The sequence below is a fragment of the Streptomyces sp. NPDC052301 genome, assembly GCF_044593395.1.
Taxonomy (GTDB): domain Bacteria; phylum Actinomycetota; class Actinomycetes; order Streptomycetales; family Streptomycetaceae; genus Streptomyces.
The window spans coordinates 485,545-505,112 of sequence record NZ_JBIUBE010000004.1; the positions used below are offsets into that span (position 1 = coordinate 485,545).

General features: G+C 71.3%; 12 protein-coding genes. 5 read left to right on the top strand and 7 right to left on the bottom strand.

The window, feature by feature from the left end; all coding sequences use genetic code 11:
* Nucleotides 1-92 precede the first annotated feature (92 nt).
* The 3 genes from ACIHEJ_RS13200 to ACIHEJ_RS13210 form a co-directional block, all read right to left on the bottom strand.
* Nucleotides 93-1,316, bottom strand: a complete 1,224-nt coding sequence (locus tag ACIHEJ_RS13200) for a branched-chain amino acid ABC transporter substrate-binding protein (RefSeq protein WP_400134873.1) — start codon at nt 1,314-1,316, stop codon at nt 93-95.
* Between the two features lie 782 nt (nt 1,317-2,098).
* Nucleotides 2,099-2,590 carry a hotdog fold thioesterase gene (locus ACIHEJ_RS13205; RefSeq protein WP_400134875.1) on the bottom strand — a complete coding sequence of 164 codons (492 nt, stop codon included), beginning with the start codon at nt 2,588-2,590 and terminating at the stop codon, nt 2,099-2,101.
* 48 nt (nt 2,591-2,638) lie between these two features.
* Nucleotides 2,639-4,963, bottom strand: a complete 2,325-nt coding sequence (locus ACIHEJ_RS13210; RefSeq protein WP_400134877.1) for an FdhF/YdeP family oxidoreductase — start codon at nt 4,961-4,963, stop codon at nt 2,639-2,641.
* A 222-nt stretch (nt 4,964-5,185) separates the two neighbouring features.
* Between ACIHEJ_RS13210 and polA the strand changes: the two genes are divergently transcribed.
* Nucleotides 5,186-7,912 carry a DNA polymerase I gene (gene polA, locus ACIHEJ_RS13215; RefSeq protein ID WP_400134879.1) on the top strand — a complete coding sequence of 909 codons (2,727 nt, stop codon included), beginning with the start codon at nt 5,186-5,188 and terminating at the stop codon, nt 7,910-7,912.
* A 762-nt stretch (nt 7,913-8,674) separates the two neighbouring features.
* Here polA and ACIHEJ_RS13220 read toward each other — a convergent pair.
* On the bottom strand, nt 8,675-9,565 hold the full coding sequence (locus ACIHEJ_RS13220; RefSeq protein ID WP_400134881.1) for a DUF4184 family protein: 891 nt from the start codon (nt 9,563-9,565) through the stop codon (nt 8,675-8,677).
* A 315-nt stretch (nt 9,566-9,880) separates the two neighbouring features.
* Here ACIHEJ_RS13220 and ACIHEJ_RS13225 point away from each other — a divergent pair, with 315 nt between their 5' ends.
* From ACIHEJ_RS13225 to ACIHEJ_RS13235, 3 genes are all read left to right on the top strand, one after another.
* Nucleotides 9,881-11,632, top strand: coding sequence for a lytic murein transglycosylase (locus ACIHEJ_RS13225; RefSeq protein WP_400134882.1), 1,752 nt, complete (start codon nt 9,881-9,883; stop codon nt 11,630-11,632).
* A 174-nt stretch (nt 11,633-11,806) separates the two neighbouring features.
* Complete coding sequence (locus ACIHEJ_RS13230; RefSeq protein ID WP_400134884.1) at nt 11,807-11,941, top strand: SPW_0924 family protein; 135 nt, start codon at nt 11,807-11,809, stop codon at nt 11,939-11,941.
* Between the two features lie 28 nt (nt 11,942-11,969).
* Entirely contained in the window at nt 11,970-12,962 is a 993-nt protein-coding gene (locus ACIHEJ_RS13235) for a DUF3068 domain-containing protein (protein ID WP_400134886.1), read from the top strand.
* On the opposite strand, the gene hrpB is transcribed toward ACIHEJ_RS13235, so the two are convergent.
* Together hrpB and ACIHEJ_RS13245 are read right to left on the bottom strand one after the other, a co-directional pair.
* Nucleotides 12,952-15,477, bottom strand: coding sequence for an ATP-dependent helicase HrpB (hrpB, locus tag ACIHEJ_RS13240; RefSeq protein ID WP_400134888.1), 2,526 nt, complete (start codon nt 15,475-15,477; stop codon nt 12,952-12,954). The genes ACIHEJ_RS13235 and hrpB overlap by 11 nt on opposite strands.
* A 138-nt stretch (nt 15,478-15,615) precedes the next feature.
* Nucleotides 15,616-16,503: a class I SAM-dependent methyltransferase gene (locus ACIHEJ_RS13245; protein ID WP_400134890.1), complete on the bottom strand. Its 888-nt coding sequence runs from the start codon at nt 16,501-16,503 to the stop codon at nt 15,616-15,618.
* A gap of 302 nt (nt 16,504-16,805) precedes the next feature.
* Here ACIHEJ_RS13245 and rpsA point away from each other — a divergent pair, with 302 nt between their 5' ends.
* Nucleotides 16,806-18,296 carry a 30S ribosomal protein S1 gene (gene rpsA / locus ACIHEJ_RS13250; protein ID WP_071375501.1) on the top strand — a complete coding sequence of 497 codons (1,491 nt, stop codon included), beginning with the start codon at nt 16,806-16,808 and terminating at the stop codon, nt 18,294-18,296.
* A gap of 158 nt (nt 18,297-18,454) precedes the next feature.
* On the opposite strand, the gene ACIHEJ_RS13255 is transcribed toward rpsA, so the two are convergent.
* Entirely contained in the window at nt 18,455-19,417 is a 963-nt protein-coding gene (locus ACIHEJ_RS13255; protein WP_400134893.1) for a right-handed parallel beta-helix repeat-containing protein, read from the bottom strand.
* Between the last annotated feature and the right edge of the window lie 151 nt (nt 19,418-19,568).

Sequence of the window (19,568 nt, forward strand, 5' to 3'; positions counted from 1 at the left end):
GGGGAGAGTCAAGGTGGGCGGTAGAGAGCGGGCCGCGCGGTGACGGTGGTCTGCGCCGCGCGGCCCTGGTGGTGCGATGTGCTGCGATGGGTCTACTTCGGGTTGGCCGTACCGCTCTTGACGGACTTCCACTCACCCTTGGTGACCTGGTAGACGGTCAGCTGCTTGTTGGTGGTGTCGCCGTACTCGTCGAACGAGATCTTGCCGGAGATGCCGTCGAAGGAGGTCTTCTGGACGCCGTCGACGACCTGGGCGCGGGCGTCGTCGGGGAGCTTGCCGTCCTTCACGATCTGGCCGACGGCCTTGATGATGGCGGTGGTGGCGTCGTAGGAGTACGAGCCGTAGGTGCCGTAGTCGCCGGGGTACTTCTTGGCCTTGTAGGTGTCCACGAAGTTCTTGGCGGCGGGCAGGGTGTCGACCGGGACGCCGATGGAGGTCACGAGGTCGCCCTCGGCGGCCTTGCCGGCGGTCTTGATGTAGGTCGGGGTGAACATGCCGTCGCCGCCGAAGAGCGGGATCTTGGCGCCGGCGTCCTTGAGCTGCTTGGTCAGCACCTCGGACTCGTCGTACTGGCCGCCGTAGTAGAGGATGTCGGCGCCCGAGTTCTTGATCTTGGTGGCCAGCGTGGAGAAGTCGCGGTCACCGGTGTTGACGTGGTCGGTGCCGGCGATCTTGCCGCCCTGCTTGACGAACTGCTCCTTGAAGATCTTGGAGAGGCCCGCGCCGTAGGTCTGCTTGTCGTCGACGACGAAAGCCTTCTTCTTGTGGATGCCGTTGAAGGCGTAGTCCGCCGCGTAGGCGCCCTGCAGGGCGTCGGTGGTCGCGGTGCGGAAGTAGGTCTTGAACGGGCGGGACTTGCTGGTCTGCCAGTTCTTGCCCTGGGTCAGCTCGGGGGCGGTGTTGGACGGGGAGATCTGCACCAGGTTCGCGGTGGCGAAGACCTGCTGCATCTGTGTGGCCACACCGGAGTTGAGCGGGCCGACGACGCCGAGGACGCTCGGGTTCTGGACGAGCTGGGTGGCGTTCTGCTGGCCGGTGGCGGGGATCGCCTTGTCGTCCAGCGCCTTGATCTTGAAGGTGACGCCCGGGACGGTCTTGTTCTTGTTGGCATCGTCGACGGCGATCTGGGCGCCGTACTGAATGCCCAGGCCCGTCGCGGAGTTCTGGCCGGTCAGCGGGGCATCGACGCCGATCGTGACCGTCACGTTGCCGCTGTCGCCGCCCTTGTTGTCCTTGTCGCGGGAGCCACACGCGGTGAGGGTCAGAGCTCCGGTGGTCAGCACGGAGGTAAGAATCACCAGAGAACGCTGTCGCACAATCGATCCTTTCCGCAGGCACGTTCGCCCCCCTGTGGGGAACGACGGGTGCCGCGCCGGTACCGAACTCCCGATGGAGCGGTGACTGGCCGTGACTCTAAGCGTGTGTGGGGAACGTGGAGGAGTGCTTGACCAAGGCTGTGACGCTCTTGTTATGACACGCGGTAATGCAGAGCGGTGCAGCGTGGGGGGAAAACAGGAATTCAGGCCGATTCACCCCGTCCGCATTCTGAGAACCTGCAGGACTCACGACAATGCGTTCAGGCGTCTCGGGGGTTTTGGTGATTACGCCTCACCGTTGCTGCGGGCTACTTCCGGGCCCTCCGGGGGGAGTTGTACGCAGCAGGAGGGAGGGGGTGAAACGACGAATGTATATTGCACGCGTATTACGCTGAGTTACGCGGAGGAAAGGAAGTCAAGTCCTTGGAGCTCCCTCGCGTTTCCGCATGGGGGCGCGCGCCGCAGGGGTGCCGCCCGGGAGAGACCCCCCGGAGGCGTGCGGCGGCGGGGCCGGAGGGGCGGGGCGCCGGCGAGGCGGGGGCGCGAAGGGCACGGCGGGGCGGGGGAGCCGGGGGGTGCGGGACGCGGGGGTGCACACGGGGGTGGGAGGCGCATGGGGGCGCGAAGAGTGGCGCGCTCGTCGGGACGGGGGAGGGGCAGGGGCCGGGTGTCCGTGTGCCGGGCGGGCCAGATGAGAGCCCCGCGCGTCCTGGCGGGGTGCCAACTGCCCGCGGCTAGCGGCCGGTTGGTCGGCGGGGCCGGGCGGCCCCGCCGCATCGCCGTCAGGCGCGCTCGCCCTGGACGCGGGCCGCGTCGTCCTTGTTCACGTCCCGCAGCAGGCAGGTCAGCCGGGCGCTGCACACCCGGCGGCCCTCCTCGTCGCTGATCACGATCTCGTACGTCGCCGTAGACCGGCCCCGGTGCACGGGGGTGGCCACGCCGGTCACCAGCCCCGAGCGGACCCCGCGGTGGTGCGTGCAGTTGAGGTCCACACCGACCGCGATCTTCGAGCTGCCGCCGTGCAGCATGGAGCCGACCGAGCCCAGGGTCTCCGCCAGCACCGCCGAGGCACCGCCGTGCAGCAGACCGTACGGCTGGGTGTTGCCCTCCACCGGCATGGTCCCGACGACCTTCTCCGCGGAGGCCTCCAGGATCTGCACACCCATGCGCGTGCCCAGGTGTCCGGCCGAGAACAGGGCGGGCAAATCGACACCGAGCGCCGCGTACTCGTCGATGATCTCCTGCGGGAACTTCACTCGCTGCTGCTCGCCCATCGGCCCGGCTCCGTTCATCGTCCAGCTGTCTCTTCGCTGAGCGAACGCTCAGTCGGCTGCCGATTGTTCCAGACGGTCCTGAGCGCGGTCCTCGTGGTCCTGGAGGTGCTCTTCGAGACGTACGACGACGGACTTGCTGGCCGGGGTGTTGCTGGTGTCGGCGGTGGCGTCCAGCGGGACCAGTACGTTCGTCTCGGGGTAGTACGCCGCCGCGCACCCCCGGGCCGTCGGGTAGAGCACCACCCGGAAGCCGGGTGCCCGCCGCTCCACGCCGTCCCTCCACTCGCTCACCAGGTCGACGTAGGAGCCCTCGGCGGTGCCGAGCGCCCGTGCGTCCTCGGGGTTCACCAGCACCACCCGGCGTCCGCCCGTGATGCCGCGGTAGCGGTCGTCGAGGCCGTAGATCGTGGTGTTGTACTGGTCGTGCGAGCGCAGGGTCTGCAACAGCAACCGGCCCTCGGGCAGTTCGGGGTACTCCACCGGTGCGGCCGTGAAGTTCGCCTTGCCCGTGGCGGTCGGGAAGCGGCGCTCGTCGCGCGGGGCGTGCGGCAGCGTGAAGCCGCCGGGGCGGGCCACGCGCGCGTTGAAGTCGTCGAAGCCGGGGACCACGCGTGCGATGCGGTCCCGGATCGTCGCGTAGTCCTTCTCGAACTCCTCCCACGGCACGACGCTGTTGTCGCCGAGCACCCGGCGCGCCATCCGGCACACGATCGCCGGCTCCGACAGCAGGTGCGGGCTCGCCGGCGCGAGCCGTCCGCGCGAGGCGTGCACCATGCCCATCGAGTCCTCGACGGTCACGAACTGCTCGCCGCCGTCCTGCAGATCGCGCTCGGTCCGCCCCAGCGTGGGCAGGATCAGGGCACGCGCGCCCGTGACGACGTGCGAGCGGTTGAGCTTGGTCGACACGTGCACGGTCAGCCGCGCGCGCCGTATCGCGGCCTCGGTGACCTCGGTGTCGGGGGAGGCGGCGACGAAGTTGCCGCCCATGGCGAAGAACACCTTCGCCTCGCCGTCGCGCAGCGCGCGGATCGCCCGTACGACGTCGAAGCCGTGCTCGCGCGGCGGTGCGAACCCGAACTCCTTCTCCAGCGCGTCCAGGAAGGCCGGGGCGGGCCGCTCGAAGATGCCCATCGTGCGGTCGCCCTGCACGTTGGAGTGACCGCGGACCGGGCACACGCCCGCGCCCGGCCGGCCGATGTTGCCGCGCAGCAGGAGGAAGTTGACCACCTCGCGGATGGTCGGGACGGCGTGCTTGTGCTGGGTGAGACCCATCGCCCAGCAGACGATGGTCCGCTTCGAGGCGAGCACCATGCGCAGGGCTTCCTCTATCTCCCCGCGCGTCAGACCGGTCGCCCGCAGCGTCTCGTCCCAGTCGGCCGCCCGGGCCGCGTCGGCGAACTCCTCGAAGCCGTGGGTGTGTTCGCGGACGAAGTCCTCGTCGACCGCCCCGTCCGTCTCGAGGACGAGCTTGTTGAGGAGGCGGAAGAGGGCCTGGTCGCCGCCGATGCGGATCTGCAGGAACAGGTCGGTGAGCGCGGCGCCCTTCAGCATGCCCTGCGGGGTCTGCGGGTTCTTGAACCTCTCCAGACCGGCCTCGGGCAGCGGATTGACGCTGATCACCTTCGCGCCGTTCGCCTTCGCCTTCTCCAGCGCGGAGAGCATGCGCGGATGGTTCGTCCCGGGGTTCTGGCCCGCGACGATGATCAGGTCCGCCCGGTACAGGTCCTCCAGCAGGACGCTGCCCTTGCCGATGCCGATGGTCTCGCTGAGCGCCGAGCCGGACGACTCGTGGCACATGTTCGAGCAGTCCGGCAGGTTGTTCGTGCCCAGCTCGCGCGCGAAGAGCTGGTACAGGAACGCGGCCTCGTTGCTGGTCCGGCCGGAGGTGTAGAACACGGCTTCGTCGGGGGAGCCGAGCGCGGCGATCTCCTCGGCGACGATGCCGAAGGCCCGCTCCCAGGTGACCGGCTCGTAGTGCTCCGCTCCCTCGGGGAGATACAGGGGGTGCGTGAGCCGGCCCTGCTGTCCCAGCCAGTACCCGCTCCTGGTCGCCAGGTCGGCGACGGAGTGCTCGACGAAGAACTCCGGGGTGACCCGGCGCAGGGTGGCCTCCTCGGCGACCGCCTTCGCGCCGTTCTCGCAGAACTCCGCCTTGTGCCGGTGGTCCGGCTCCGGCCAGGCGCAGCCCGGGCAGTCGAACCCGTCCTTCTGGTTCACCCGCAGCAGCGTCAGTGCGGTGCGCTTCACGCCCATCTGCCGCTGGGCGATGCGCAGGGTGTGCCCGATGGCCGGCAACCCCGCCGCCGCGTGCTTCGGCTCCGCGACCTGCGGCGCGTCCTGAACCGGATCACCCTTGGGCGGCTTCGTCGCCATCGCACGGTCCCCTTCGACTGCGTGTGAGAAGTACGACGCCGATCCTCCCATGAGCCGCTGACAACCGTGAGTCCCGGCAGGTGGGGGGAAGCGCGAGCAATGCTCGCGGTGCGGTGCGGGGCCCGTGCTGCGATCACCCGGCCCCCGGTCACTGTGCCGGGGCTCACATCCGGCGGAGGCGCGCGGCCCGGAGTGTCAGTGGGGCGTGGCAGGATCGGGGGCGTGGCAGAGACAGCATCGAAGCAGACCGACAAGACCCCCGGCGGCACCCGTCCCCGGCTGATGCTCATGGACGGGCACTCGCTGGCCTACCGCGCGTTCTTCGCGCTGCCCGCGGAGAACTTCACGACCGCGACCGGTCAGCCGACGAACGCGATCTACGGCTTCGCGTCGATGCTGGCGAACACCCTGCGTGACGAGGCGCCGACCCACTTCGCGGTGGCCTTCGACGTCTCCCGCAAGACCTGGCGCTCCGAGCAGTTCACCGAGTACAAGGCGAACCGCTCCAAGACCCCGGACGAGTTCAAGGGGCAGGTCGAGCTGATCGGTGAGCTGCTCGACGCGATGCACGCCCAGCGCTTCGCCGTGGAGGGGTTCGAGGCCGACGACATCATCGCCACGCTGGCCACCCAGGCCGAGGCCGAGGGCTTCGAGGTGCTGATCGTCACCGGCGACCGGGACTCCTTCCAGCTGGTCACCGAGCACACCACGGTGCTCTACCCGACGAAGGGCGTCTCGGAGCTGACCCGGTTCACCCCGGAGAAGGTTTTCGAGAAGTACGGACTGACGCCCGCCCAGTACCCGGACTTCGCGGCGCTGCGCGGCGATCCGTCCGACAATCTCCCCGGCATCCCCGGGGTCGGCGAGAAGACCGCCGCGAAGTGGATCAACCAGTTCGGCTCGTTCGCGGAGCTGGTCGAGCGCGTCGAGGAGGTCAAGGGCAAGGCCGGGCAGAACCTCCGCGACCACCTGGAGTCGGTCAAGCTCAACCGCGTCCTCACCGAGCTGGAGCGCCAGGTCGAGCTGGAGAGGACGGTCACCGACCTGGAGCGGGCGCCGTACGACCGCAAGGCCGTCGCGATGGTCCTGGACACCCTGGAGATCCGCAACCCGTCCCTGCGTGAGCGTCTCTTCGCCGTCGACCCCGGTGGGGAGGAGGCGGAGAGCACGCCGATCGCCGCCGAGGGCGTGGAAGTGGACGGCACCGTCCTGCGCACCGGCGAGCTGACCCCCTGGCTCGCCGAGCACGGCACCGGGACCCTGGGCGTGGCCACGGTCGACACCTGGGCGCTGGGTGCGGGCTCGGTCGCCGAGATCGCTCTCGCCGCGGCCGACGGAGCCGCCGCCTGGTTCGACCCCACGGAGCTGGACGAGACCGACGAGAACGCGTTCTCGGCCTGGTTGGCCGATGTCGGCCGCCCGAAGGTGCTCCACAACGCCAAGGGCGCCATGCGCGTCTTCGCCGAGCACGGCTGGTCCGTCGAGGGGGTGGCCATGGACACCGCGCTCGCCGCCTACCTGGTCAAGCCGGGCCGCCGCTCCTTCGACCTGGACGCGCTGTCCCTGGAGTACCTGCACCGCGAGCTGGCCCCCGCCGCCGCGGCCGACGGTCAGCTGGCCTTCGGCGCGGACGAGGGCGCCGAGGCCGAGGCCCTGATGATCCAGGCCCGTGCCGTCCTCGACCTGGGCGAGGCGTTCGCGAGCCGTCTGGAGGAGGTCGGCGCGGCCGACCTCCTGCGGGACATGGAGCTGCCCACCTCCGCCCTGCTGGCCCGCATGGAGCGCCACGGCATCGCGGCCGACCGCGCGCACCTCGAAGCGATGGAGCAGATGTTCGCGGGTGCGGTGCAGCAGGCCGTGAAGGAGGCCCACGCGGCGGCCGGCCACGAGTTCAACCTGGGCTCGCCCAAGCAGCTCCAGGAGGTCCTCTTCGGCGAGCTGGCGCTGCCGAAGACCAAGAAGACCAAGACCGGCTACACCACGGACGCCGACGCCCTGGCGTGGCTCGCCGCCCAGACGGACAACGAGCTCCCGGTGATCATGCTCCGCCACCGCGAGCAGGCGAAGCTCCGCGTCACCGTCGAGGGCCTGATCAAGACCATCGCGGGCGACGGCCGGATCCACACCACCTTCAACCAGACGGTGGCCGCGACCGGCCGCCTCTCCTCCACGGACCCCAACCTGCAGAACATCCCGGTCCGCACGGACGAGGGCCGGGCCATCCGCCGCGGCTTCGTGGTCGGCGAGGGCTACGAGTCCCTGATGACCGCCGACTACAGCCAGATCGAGCTGCGCGTGATGGCCCACCTCTCCGAGGACGAGGGCCTGATCGAGGCGTTCACCTCGGGCGAGGACCTGCACACCACGGTCGCCTCCCAGGTCTTCTCGGTGGACCGGTCCGCGGTGGACGCGGAGATGCGCCGCAAGATCAAGGCGATGTCGTACGGCCTCGCCTACGGCCTGTCGGCGTTCGGCCTCTCCCAGCAGTTGAACATCGAGGCAGGCGAGGCGCGCGCCCTGATGGACACCTACTTCGAGCGCTTCGGCGGCGTGCGGGACTATCTGCGCAGGGTGGTCGACGAGGCGCGGGCGACGGGCTACACCGCGACGCTGTTCGGCCGCCGCCGCTACCTCCCCGACCTCAACAGCGACAACCGCCAGCGCCGCGAGGCGGCCGAGCGCATGGCCCTCAACGCGCCCATCCAGGGCACGGCTGCGGACATCGTCAAGATCGCCATGCTCCATGTCGACCGGGCGCTGCGCGAGGCGGACCTCACCTCCCGCATGCTGCTGCAGGTCCACGACGAAATCGTCCTGGAGATCGCCCCCGGGGAGCGCGAGGCCGTGGAGAAGATCGTCCGCCGCGAAATGGCGAGCGCCGTCCAGCTCCGCGCCCCCCTGGACGTCTCGGTGGGCGTGGGCCCGGACTGGGAGTCCGCGGCGCACTAGCCCACGGCACACGGCCGGAGGGGGCGTTCCCGGCGAAGCCCGGCGACCACGCCCCCTCACCGCCCCGGCCAGGAGCCGCGAAAAATCCCGCCCGACACGGATCTCCGCCGCAACGGCACCTGCCCACGGTCTGTGCCCGGCGGTGCCGCCCCAACGGCGCCTCCCTGGTGGTGCTGTGCCAACGGTGTGTCCCCGGCGGTGGTGTGCCAACGGTGTGTCCCCGGCGGTGGTGTGCCAACGGTGTGTCCCCGGTGGTGCCGGCCCAGCCGCGCCCTTCCGGCGGTTCCTGCCCGGTGGCCCCCCGCAACCCACCCGACAGCCCCCGCCACCCCCTCCGCCCCGCACACTCGTTCGGCGAACCAACGGAGGGACCCGTCACTCACGTGGCCCCCGCCAAAACGCCCCCCACCCCCCGCAGCCGCAAAACTGCGGGCATGGGTATACGCATGCTTCACCGCCGGACGCCCGAGGCAGACACCCGGGCCTGGGCGGACACCGCCTCGGCGCAGGCACTGCCCGCCTCGCCGGTCCCGGCCCTCGCGGCCGACGCAAGCACCGCCCGCATCCCCGTCGACGCCACCGATACCGTCCGCAGGGCCGCCAGGGACCTGCGGCGCACGCTCGCCGGCGTGACCACCCGCACCGGCCACTTGCCGGGCTGGTGCCAGTGGACCGACCTGGCCCGCGGCTATCTCGCGCTCGCGCTCACCCTGCTCCCGAGCTCACGCCCCCGGCCCACGCTCACGGTCTTCGTCGCCTCCTTCACCGACCGACCGGCCGCTCCCGGCGCGAGTCCACGGCCGCACCGCGACCCCCGGGAACCGCAGGCCCCCCAGGACCGCCCGCGGCCGGGCCCGGACGACGCCACACCCTGACCCCGACGGCGTACAGCAGCAGCCCCGGGACCAGCCCGGCGCCCACCCCGAAGCACAGCGTGGGCACCAGTTCCCACGGCCGCGCCGGCGCCCCGCCGAACGCCCACCACCGCGCCACCCGCTGCACGGCCCCGGCCAGCGCGCAGCCGCCGATCACGGCCCCGGCCCAGCACCGGTCCCGCGCGGACAGCAGGGGCACCCCCAGCGGCTCCCGGCGGGGCGCCCGCCGCAGCGCACGTACCAGGAAGGCCGTGATCACCACCGCGCCGGTCACGGACGAGCCGTACTGGAGCCACGAGTACAGCGGCATGCCCGCCGGGCGGTCCCGCCCGATGGCCGGAATCAGCCGGGTCCCCCACCGGTCGTGGTGCGTGAAGGCGTCCCACAGCACATGCGTCAGCGCACCCAGCACCGCGGAGACGTACCACCGCAGCACCGAGACGGCCCGCACGCGCACGCGTGGCACTCCGCAGCCCAGCAGGGCGGCCGGCCGGCCCTGCCGCCTCCGGGGCAGCAGCCCGAGCAACGGCTCCCGGACGAGCAGCCACAGCCCCACCAGCGCCCCCGCGATGAACACATCGACCGTGACCACCCCGGCGAACGCGTGCGTGACCGCACCGAATTCCATTCCGCCGGGCAGCACACTCGCCGCGTAGTACGGCATGTCGGGTGCGAAGGAGCCCGCGACGAGCAACGACGGCACCAGGCGGCCCCGGCCGGTCCCGTCCCGGCGGACGGCGGGCAGTACGGCCGCCGCATGGCTGAGCGTGAACGGCAACAGGGCCCCCTCGAGCACTCGTCGGCCAGGGCCACGAGCCGGTGATCAGGTCCGTTCAGTATGCGGGACCCGCCGTCCGGGGCGTTCTCGGCAACGACAGTTGGCCAACTGGTGAAAAACGGACGTGAACGGGTCCCGACGTCAAGCAAGTTGTCGTAGGGTCACCTGCGGCGCGTGCCGAGCGCACGGTCGAACACACGTCACACAGGCGGAAGAGCGGCACAGGGGCAACCAGAACACCGGGTCAGCCGTCACACCACAGCGAGGCACACAGACGGAGACGGACGCACAACGTCCACGGGAGGGGTTCACTCTATGGCGGCGCATTTCGGCAGGCGGCTGCGCAAGGGGGCGGCGACCACCGCCGTGGCCGCGGCGGCGGTAGCGGCTCTGTCCGCGTCCCAGGCTCCGGGAGCGACCGGCGAGGACCCCGGCAGACAGACGACGGCCGGCACCTCCACCCCCGTACCCGACGCCTCCTCCGACGGCAACGCCACCGGCGACTCGCCCTATTACACGGACCTGCCGCCGCTGAACAGCCCCGAGCCCAGCCCCTCGTCGACCGCCGGCACACCCGTCGCCCAGGGCGCGGCGGAGGCCGCCATCCCGGCGACGGTCCTCGACGCCTACAAGAAGGCCGAGGCCGAACTGCGCTCCGCCAAGCCCGGCTGCAACCTGCCCTGGCAGCTGCTCGCCGCCATCGGCAAGGTCGAGTCCGGCCAGGCCCGCGGTGGCCGGGTCGATGCCGACGGCACCACGCTGAGCCAGATCCTCGGCCCGGCGCTCGACGGCAACGGCTTCGCGCTCATCAAGGACACCGACCACGGCGCGTACGACGGCAACACCCGGTACGACCAGGCCGTCGGCCCCATGCAGTTCATCCCGTCCACGTGGGCCTGGGCCGGCCGCGACGGCAACGGCGACGGCAAGAAGGACCCCAACAACGTCTACGACGCCGCCCTCGCCGCCGGCCACTACCTGTGCCGCAACGACTGGGACCTGTCGCAGCAGGCAGGACTGCACAGCGCGATCCTCAGCTACAACAACTCGCAGGACTACCTGAACCTGGTCCTGAACTGGCTCGAGTACTACCGCAAGGGCACCCACTCCGTGCCCGACGGCACCGGCGACCTGCCGAGCCACCGCAGCGACAACGGCACGGGCCACGGCACCGGCGACACCGCGCCGCACACGACGCACCCCAAGCCCTCGACCCCGCCGAAGACCAAGCCGGCCCCCAAGCCGGACCCCAAGCCCGACAAGCCCGGCGGCGGCAACGAGAGCCCCGAACCGACCCCGCCGAAGCCGCCGACCCCGCCGACGCCCCCGCAGACCCCCACCGACACCGTGGACCACCTTCAGGACGCGGGCACGGCCGAGCTCACTGCGATGGCCGGCGACGCCTTCACCGCCCGGATCAGCACTCGCGCGGAGAACAAGGTCGGCAAGTCGGTCGCCAAGGTGAGGATCAGGTTCACGATCACCGGGGACACCGACGCGACCTTCGCCGGCGGCGAGACCGTCGCCACGGTCGCCACCGACGCCAAGGGCGTGGCGACCGCCCCGGCGCTCCAGGCGGGCGAGAAGACCGGCGACTTCAAGGTGACCACGGCCGTCGTGGGCCGTTCCGTCAAGGGCGTCGGCTACACGGCGAGCGTCACCGCGCGCGCCGCCGACACCCTGGCCCGCACCAGCGACACCGCGCTGACCTGCACCCCGGGCGGCGAGTTCGCCGAGCAGCTCCAGGTCAAGGCGACGTACAAGGGTGCCGTGGCGGACAAGGTCGCGGCCACCGCCACCCTGATCAAGTCCGACACCGACGCCGCCGAGAACGACAAGGGCCCCTACTTCAAGGACGCCGACGGCAAGACCGTCCGCACCCTCACCGGCCTCCAGACCGACGACAAGGGCCTGCTGACGCTGCCGAAGCTGTACGCGGACGACACCACCGGCACCTTCCTGCTCCGCGTCACCACCACCGGCGGCGCGACGCTCACCGTCGAGCTGAAGGTCGCCGCCGCCGACTCCTCGGCGAGCCCGTCCCCGAGCCCGTCCGCCTCCTCCTGAGAGCGCACGGGCCGAGCGCACCCGAGGGCGCCCTCCACCGCCGCGGCGGTGGAGGGCGCCCTCGTTCGTGCGTGCACCGCTGTTCTCATCTCGCCCGCCCGTTGCTACGGTGCCCGACCTGACGATGTATCAGAAATGCGTCAGGACACCGACCGTCCGCCCGGGAGGCCCCGCATGCGCGCCCTGATCGCCGCCGCGACCGGTCTCGCCCTCGCGCTCGCCCTCGTCCTCACGATCAGCGCGATGGGCTCGCCGTCGGGCCGGACGTCCCCCAAACCACTGCTGACGACGGTGCCCGCGCACCCCTAGCCGCGCCCGTCCGGGAGGGAGAGTCGGAATGCGCCGCAAGGCAAGCCTGGTCCTGCTCGCCTGCGCGGTGTTCTGCGCGGCGCTGTCCCCGCTGCTGCGCTGGTACGCCTTCCCGCGGCTGGCCCGCATCCCCGCGAACCAGTACCAGGACATGGTCCTTGAGGCCAAGGGCGCCACCCTCCTCGACTACGGCACCATGCGCGCCAAGAAGGTCTCCAAGGTCACCGTCGTGCAGACCCTCAAGGGCGACGTGGCGGCCGCGAAGAACATCGGGCGGACGGCGGGACGGCCGGTCGTCGTCTGGGACGGCCTGTCCTACGTGCAAGGCCCCGACGGCAAGATGGTCTCCAAGATCCCCGAGCGCTACATCTTCGACGCCCACAGCCAGGACCCCGTGCACGCCACCGGGGAGACGGTCGACGGCGACCCGGTCACCCGCAAGGGCATCGAGTTCAAGTGGCCGTTCCTGACGCAGAAACGGGACTACGAGTACTTCGACGCCCAGACCCGCACCACCAACCCCATCCACTACCGGGGCACCCGCACCTTCCGGGGGCTGAAGGTCTACTACTTCGAACAGACCGTCCCCTGGACCAAGGTGCCCATGCCGAAGTCCATGCCCGTCCAGGGCATCACCCCGGAGTCCGTCGCCAGGACCGGCACCACCCGCTGGTACACCACCGTCCGCAGGTTCTGGGTCGAACCGGTCACCGGGGCACCTGTCTACGGCGAGGAGGCCCACCGGGAGGAACTGCGCGGCGGCACCCTGCTCGGCGGGCGCGCCAAGGTCACGGCGTTCGCCGGGGACGTGAAGATGCGCGAGGACTACATCGAGCACACGGTCGCCCTCGTCAAGCACAACCGCACCCTGGTCCTGATGCTCACCTCGTACGTCCCCTGGGGCTCCCTGACCGTGGGCGTGCTGCTCCTCGCCCTCTCCCTGTGGCTGGAGGCCCGCGCCCGCCGCCCCGAGGGCCCGGCGGCCACCGGAACGCCGGAACCCGAACCGATCAGCGCCTGAGCCGTGCGTTGGTGTGCCGGGTGGGCTCGGCGGCCGCCGGGTCCTCCGGCCACGGATGCTTCGGATAGCGCCCGCGCAGCTCCGCTCGTACGCCCTTGTAGCCGTCCCGCCAGAAGGAGGCGAGGTCGGCCGTGACGGCGGCGGGCCGCCCGGCGGGGGAGAGCAGGTGCACGAGCAACGGCACCCCCGCCACCGCGGGTGTCTCCCGCAGCCCGAACATCTCCTGCAGCTTGACCGCGAGCACGGGCCGCTCGGGGTCCCGATAGTCGATCCGGATTCTGGACCCACTGGGTACGGAGATCCGCTCGGGCGCCAGCTCGTCCAGCCGGCCCGCCTCCCCGCCCGCCCAGGGCAGCAGCCGCGTGAGCGCCTGCCCGGCGTCGATCCGGCCGAGATCGGCCCGCCGCCGGGCCCTGCTCAGCTCGGGCTCCAGCCACTCGTCCACGCGCGCGTGCAGCGCGTCGTCGGACACGTCCGGCCACGGCTCCCCGAGACGCGCCCGCAGGAACGCCAGCCGCTGCCGCAGCGACTCGCCGTCGGCCGTCCACCGCAGCAGCCCGAGCCCTTCCTGCCGCAGCCCTTCGAGGAGGGCGGTGCGTACGAGGGCCGGCTCGACGTCCTTCAGGGGCCGCACCGCCAGTTCGACGGCCCCCAGGCGCTCGACACGCCGGGCCACGACGTCCCCGTCGGCCCAGTGCACCTCGTCCCGCTCCGCGCGCAGCGCCCCGGCGGCGGCGAGCGCCACGTCCTCGTCCACCGCGGCCCCCAGCAGCACACGCGCGTGCCCCTTGCCCGCAGCCCGATCGGCGACGGCGACGACGACCCAGCCGGCGCCCCGCAGCGCGGACCCGTCCCCCAGCTCGGCCCGGGTCCCGGAAGCCATGAGGTACGACCCGCCGTCGAGCCTGGCGACACGCTCGGGAAAGGCGAGGGCGGCAACCAGCCCGGCGAGTCTGTCGTCGCCGGTGTGCGACCCGGCCTGCCCGGCGCCTCCCGGCCGAGCCTCACGAGCAGGCGGGTGGGAGGACCCCGAGGACACGGTCCGCAGCCGCCGTACCTCCGCAGCCCACCGCGCGGCGTAGGCGTCACCCCCTCCCCGGGCCCGACGCAACGCCCCGGCGAGATCATCGCCGTACTCCCGCGGCACCTCCTCGGAGAGCAGGGCGATCACCTCGGCCCCCGCACCGGAGGTGTCCAGCAACGCCCGCCCCAGCCGAGGATGCACGCCCAGCCGCGCCAGCCGCGCACCGACCGGCGTCGCCCGACCGGCGAAGTCCACCGCGCCCACGGCCGACAGCACCTCCCGCGCCGCCGCCATCGCCCCACCGGGCGGAGGATCCAGCAACGCCAGCCCCGAGGCGTCCGGGTCGCCCCAGCAGGCCGCCTGCAAGGCGAACGCGGTCAGGTCGGCCACCTTGATCTCCGGCGCCGGAAACGCAGGCAGACGGACGTCCTCGGCCTCGGACCAGCACCGGTACACCGCACCCGGCGCCTCACGCCCGGCCCGCCCCGCCCGCTGCCGCCCGGCCGCCCGCGACGCCCGTACCGTCGTCAGGCCGCTCAGCCCGCGCGCGTGATCCACCCGCGGCTCCCGCGCCAGCCCCGAGTCGACCACCACCCGCACCCCGGGCACCGTCAGCGACGACTCCGCGACGGACGTCGCCAGCACCACCCGGCGCCGCTCCCCGGGCGCCAGCACCGCGTCCTGCACGGCGGCCGGTGCCCGTCCGTGCACCTGGAGCACGTCCACCGCCCCCAGGCCCCCCAGCTGCCCCGCCACGCGCGCGATCTCGCCCACACCGGGCAGGAAGCACAGCACGTCCCCCTCCCGCTCGGCCAGCGCCCGCCGCACCACCGACGCCACGTGCGCGAGCAGCACCGGATCCACCCGCATCCCGTGCGGCGGCCGCACCGGACGCGCCGGCGGCGCCCACACCACCTCCACCGGATGCGTCACCCCCGCCGCTTCGACCACCGGAGCCCCGCCCAGCAGCCGCGCCCACCCCTCCGCGTCCGTGGTCGCCGACGCGGCCACCAGCCGCAGCTCCGGCCGCAGCGCCTGCCGCACGTCCCACAGGAACGCGGCCACCGTGTCGGCGTCCAGATGCCGCTCATGGCACTCGTCGAGCACCACCAGATCCACGCCCGCCAGCTCCTGGTCGCGCTGCAGCCGTTGCAGCAGCACCCCGGTCGTCACGACCTCCACGCGCGTGTGCCGCCCCACGGCCCGCTCCCCGCGCACCGTGAAGCCGACGCTGTCGCCGGGCCTCTCGCCCAGCAGCCACGCCATCCGCCGGGCCGCCGCCCGGGCCGCGATCCGGCGCGGCTCGGCCACCACGACCCGCCGCGACGGCCCGCCGCCCACGAGCCCCGCCAGCACGAGCGGCACCAGCGTCGTCTTGCCGGTGCCGGGCGGCGCCACGAGCACGGCGGTGCCGGCACCCTCCAGAGCCTCGGTCAGCGCGGGCAGGGCGGAACGTACGGGCAGCGCGTCCAGGGCGTCGTCACGGATCACGTCCCTAGTGTCGTACGACGGCGACAGAGGCCCTCACGCGCGCGTGCACGTACAGATCACCCTCGCGCGCATGTACGGAACGCCCCTCGCGCGCGCGTGCACGCACGGAACCATCGGAGTCTTCGAGCCGGTGCCCGCTCAGTCCCGCTCGCAGACGAAGATCGCCGACCCCGGGATCAGGTTCCCGCGCAGCGGCGACCAGCCTCCCCACTCCGCGGTGTTCCAGGCCGGCCACTCCGGCTCCACGAGGTCCACCAGCCGGAAGCCCGCGGCCACGATGTCCCGGACCCGGTCGCCGACCGTCCTGTGGTGCTCCACGTAGACCGCGCGGCCCTGCTCGTCCTGCTCCACGTACGGCGTGCGGTCGAAGTAGGAGGATGACACCGACAGGCCCTCGGGCCCCGGCTCGTCCGGGAACGCCCAGCGGATCGGGTGCGTCACCGAGAAGACGAACCGGCCCCCCGGTCGCAGCACCCGACGCACCTCGCCCAGCACCAGCCGCGGGTCCGCGACGAACGGCAGCGCCCCGTACGCGGAGCACGCCAGATCGAAGGAGCCGTCCCCGAAGGGCAGCGCACCGGCGTCGGCGCAGACGAGCGGAAACGATCCGCCGATGCGCAGCGCGTGCTGGAGCTGGCGGTGCGAGAGGTCCAGGGCCACCGGACGGGCGCCCTGGGCGGCCAGCCAGCGCGAGCACTGCGCCGCGCCGGCGCCGATCTCCAGGACGTCCTTCCCCTTCAGTTCCTCCGGTCGGCCCAGCAGCTCGGCCTCGACCTCGTCCAGGCCCTCCGGACCCCACACGAAGCGGTCGTCGCCGAGGAACGTGCCGTGCTCGATCTGGTACTCGTCCGCGTTGCGGTCCCACCAGCCCCGGTTGGCCCGGCTGCTCTCCGCGACATCGGCGTCACGTCGGGTGGCTTCGGGCTCGAACCCCTCCGGTTCGAGCGGTCCAGGCTCTTGGATGATCGGCTCCCTCGTCGTACTCTTCCGTCCAACCCGCCGGGGTCCGCCGCGGAAGGTTCCCATGGCCCGCGTGGCCTCCTGGGGCGAATCTTCTGCCTTTTGTGCGGCGATCTGTCCCGGGTGTGCGCCTTCGCGCATTGACCCTGTCCGGCTGCCCCCGTATGCTACAAGTTGCGCTGCGGGCCTGCGCACCTCAGACGTAGCAGGCTGCGCTCGCATCTGTTGTATGTCCCCTCGGTTCTCGAGGCGCCCTCACCAGTTTCTGGTGAGGCGCTTCCTTGGCTGTCCGGCTTCATCAGAGCGATACGGGCTCCCGGCGTAGCAGTACCTACGACTTCAATGTCCGTACCGGAGCCCTTTCCCACATGACGAGCAGCACCGAGACCACCGCCACCACCCCGCAGGTTGCGGTCAACGACATCGGTAACGAGGAAGCCTTCCTCGCCGCGATCGACGAGACGATCAAGTACTTCAACGACGGCGACATCGTCGACGGCGTCATCGTGAAGGTCGACCGGGACGAGGTCCTGCTCGACATCGGTTACAAGACCGAAGGTGTCATCCCGAGCCGCGAGCTCTCGATCAAGCACGACGTCGACCCCAACGAGGTCGTCGCCGTCGGTGACGAGATCGAGGCCCTGGTCCTCCAGAAGGAGGACAAGGAAGGCCGCCTGATCCTCTCGAAGAAGCGCGCCCAGTACGAGCGTGCCTGGGGCACCATCGAGAAGATCAAGGAAGAGGACGGCATCGTCACCGGTACCGTCATCGAGGTCGTCAAGGGTGGTCTCATCCTCGACATCGGCCTCCGTGGCTTCCTCCCGGCCTCCCTGGTCGAGATGCGCCGCGTCCGCGACCTCCAGCCCTACGTGGGCAAGGAGCTCGAGGCCAAGATCATCGAGCTGGACAAGAACCGCAACAACGTGGTCCTGTCCCGCCGTGCCTGGCTGGAGCAGACCCAGTCCGAGGTCCGCCAGACGTTCCTCACGACCCTCCAGAAGGGTCAGGTCCGTTCCGGTGTCGTCTCCTCGATCGTCAACTTCGGTGCCTTCGTGGACCTGGGTGGCGTCGACGGTCTGGTCCACGTCTCCGAGCTGTCCTGGAAGCACATCGACCACCCGTCCGAGGTCGTCGAGGTCGGCCAGGAGGTCACCGTCGAGGTTCTCGACGTCGACATGGACCGCGAGCGCGTCTCCCTGTCGCTGAAGGCGACCCAGGAAGACCCGTGGCAGCAGTTCGCCCGCACCCACCAGATCGGCCAGGTCGTGCCCGGTAAGGTCACGAAGCTGGTTCCGTTCGGTGCGTTCGTCCGCGTGGACGAGGGCATCGAGGGTCTGGTCCACATCTCCGAGCTGGCCGAGCGCCACGTGGAGATCCCGGAGCAGGTCGTCCAGGTCAACGACGAGATCTTCGTCAAGGTCATCGACATCGACCTCGAGCGTCGTCGCATCAGCCTCTCGCTGAAGCAGGCCAACGAGTCCTTCGGTGCCGACCCGGCCTCGGTCGAGTTCGACCCGACCCTGTACGGCATGGCCGCGTCCTACGACGACCAGGGCAACTACATCTACCCCGAGGGCTTCGACCCCGAGACCAACGACTGGCTCGAGGGCTACGAGAAGCAGCGCGAGGAGTGGGAGCGCCAGTACGCCGAGGCGCAGGCCCGCTTCGAGCAGCACCAGCAGCAGGTCATCAAGTCCCGCGAGGCCGACGCCGCTGCCGCGGCCGAGGGCGGCGAGGCTGCGGCTCCGGCCGCGACCGGTGGCTCGTACTCCTCCGAGGGCGCGGACACCTCCGGTGCCCTGGCCTCGGACGAGGCGCTGGCCGCGCTGCGCGAGAAGCTCGCCGGTGGCCAGAGCTGAACGCTGCCGCTGAGGCGTAGCTGATAGCTGCTGAGGGGCCGCACCTTTCGAGGTGCGGCCCCTCAGGGTTTTCCGGGGTGGTCCCGGTGGTCGTCCGGGTGCGGGGCGGTCCCGGTCGAAGAATCTCCGCGCGCCCTGAGGAGTCTCCGCGCCCCTGGTCAGGAAGTGACCGGGATGTTCGTCAGCCCCTTGCCGGCCGTCACCGTGTTGGTGCTGGTGACCGTGGTCCTGCATCCGCTGCTGAAGTTGGTGACGTCGATCGCCAGCTGCGTCGCCCCCGTCGCCCCCGTCAAAGTCGACTTGTTGTCCTTGAAGACCGTGCCGCAGCCCCAGCCCGGCTGCTGGGTGTGGGTCTGGTAGCCGTCGTTGCTGGTGCGGGTGCCGGCGTTGTCCTGGACGAGGACCTCGTTGCCCTTCACGTCGACCCAGGAATCGTCGTAGTTAGCGCCGGTCAGGCCGCTGCCGTCGAACGTGTTGCCGATGATCTGCGCACCCGTGGTGCCCTCCTTGATGTCGACGTTCTCGCCGCCCACGTCCGGGCCGATCGTGTTGTCCAGGATCTGGATGCGGTCGCTCCGGTCGGACAGGGTGTTCGCGGTGCCCACGTACACGCCCTCACCCATGCCGCGGCCGTCGTTCCCGGTGTCGTAGATCCGCGCATTCCTGATCACGCCGTCCGTGCTGGAGTTGCGGAAGTGCACGCCCTCCATGTCCAGGCCGTGCACGGTGACCCCGTCCACGATCACGCCCTTCGCCGCGTCGATCACGATGCCCTTCTGGCCGCCGGTCACGGTCAGCCCGCTGACCGTCCAGTGGGAGGCGCCGTCCAGATGCAGGCCGTAGCCGCCGCCGGCGGTGAGGACGGCCCCGGCCGAGCCGGTGAGGGTGATGCGGGCGGACGACGTCGCCGGCGTGGTGGCCTTGAAGTTCCCGGTGTAGGTGCCGTCCGCCAGGTGGATCGTGTCGCCCGGCTTCGCTGCCGTGAGAGCGGTCTTCAGCTGGGCCGCGGTCGTCACCTCGACGGTGGAGGCGGCCGAGGCCGGGACCGGGGCGGCGAGGAGCAGGCCGCCGGTGGCGGTGGCCGCGGCGAGCAGGGAGGTGAGCAGCGTGCGCGTGCGCATGGGGGTGCCTTCCTGTCGTACGGACGGGTGATCTCATACATGAACGATGGATGTCCTTGTGAACGCCAGTGCTCGTGAAGGTACGGACCAGGTGACGGGGCGTCAAGGTGTCCCGTGCGAGATCCCTGATCAGCGGCGTGTCGCGGGAATT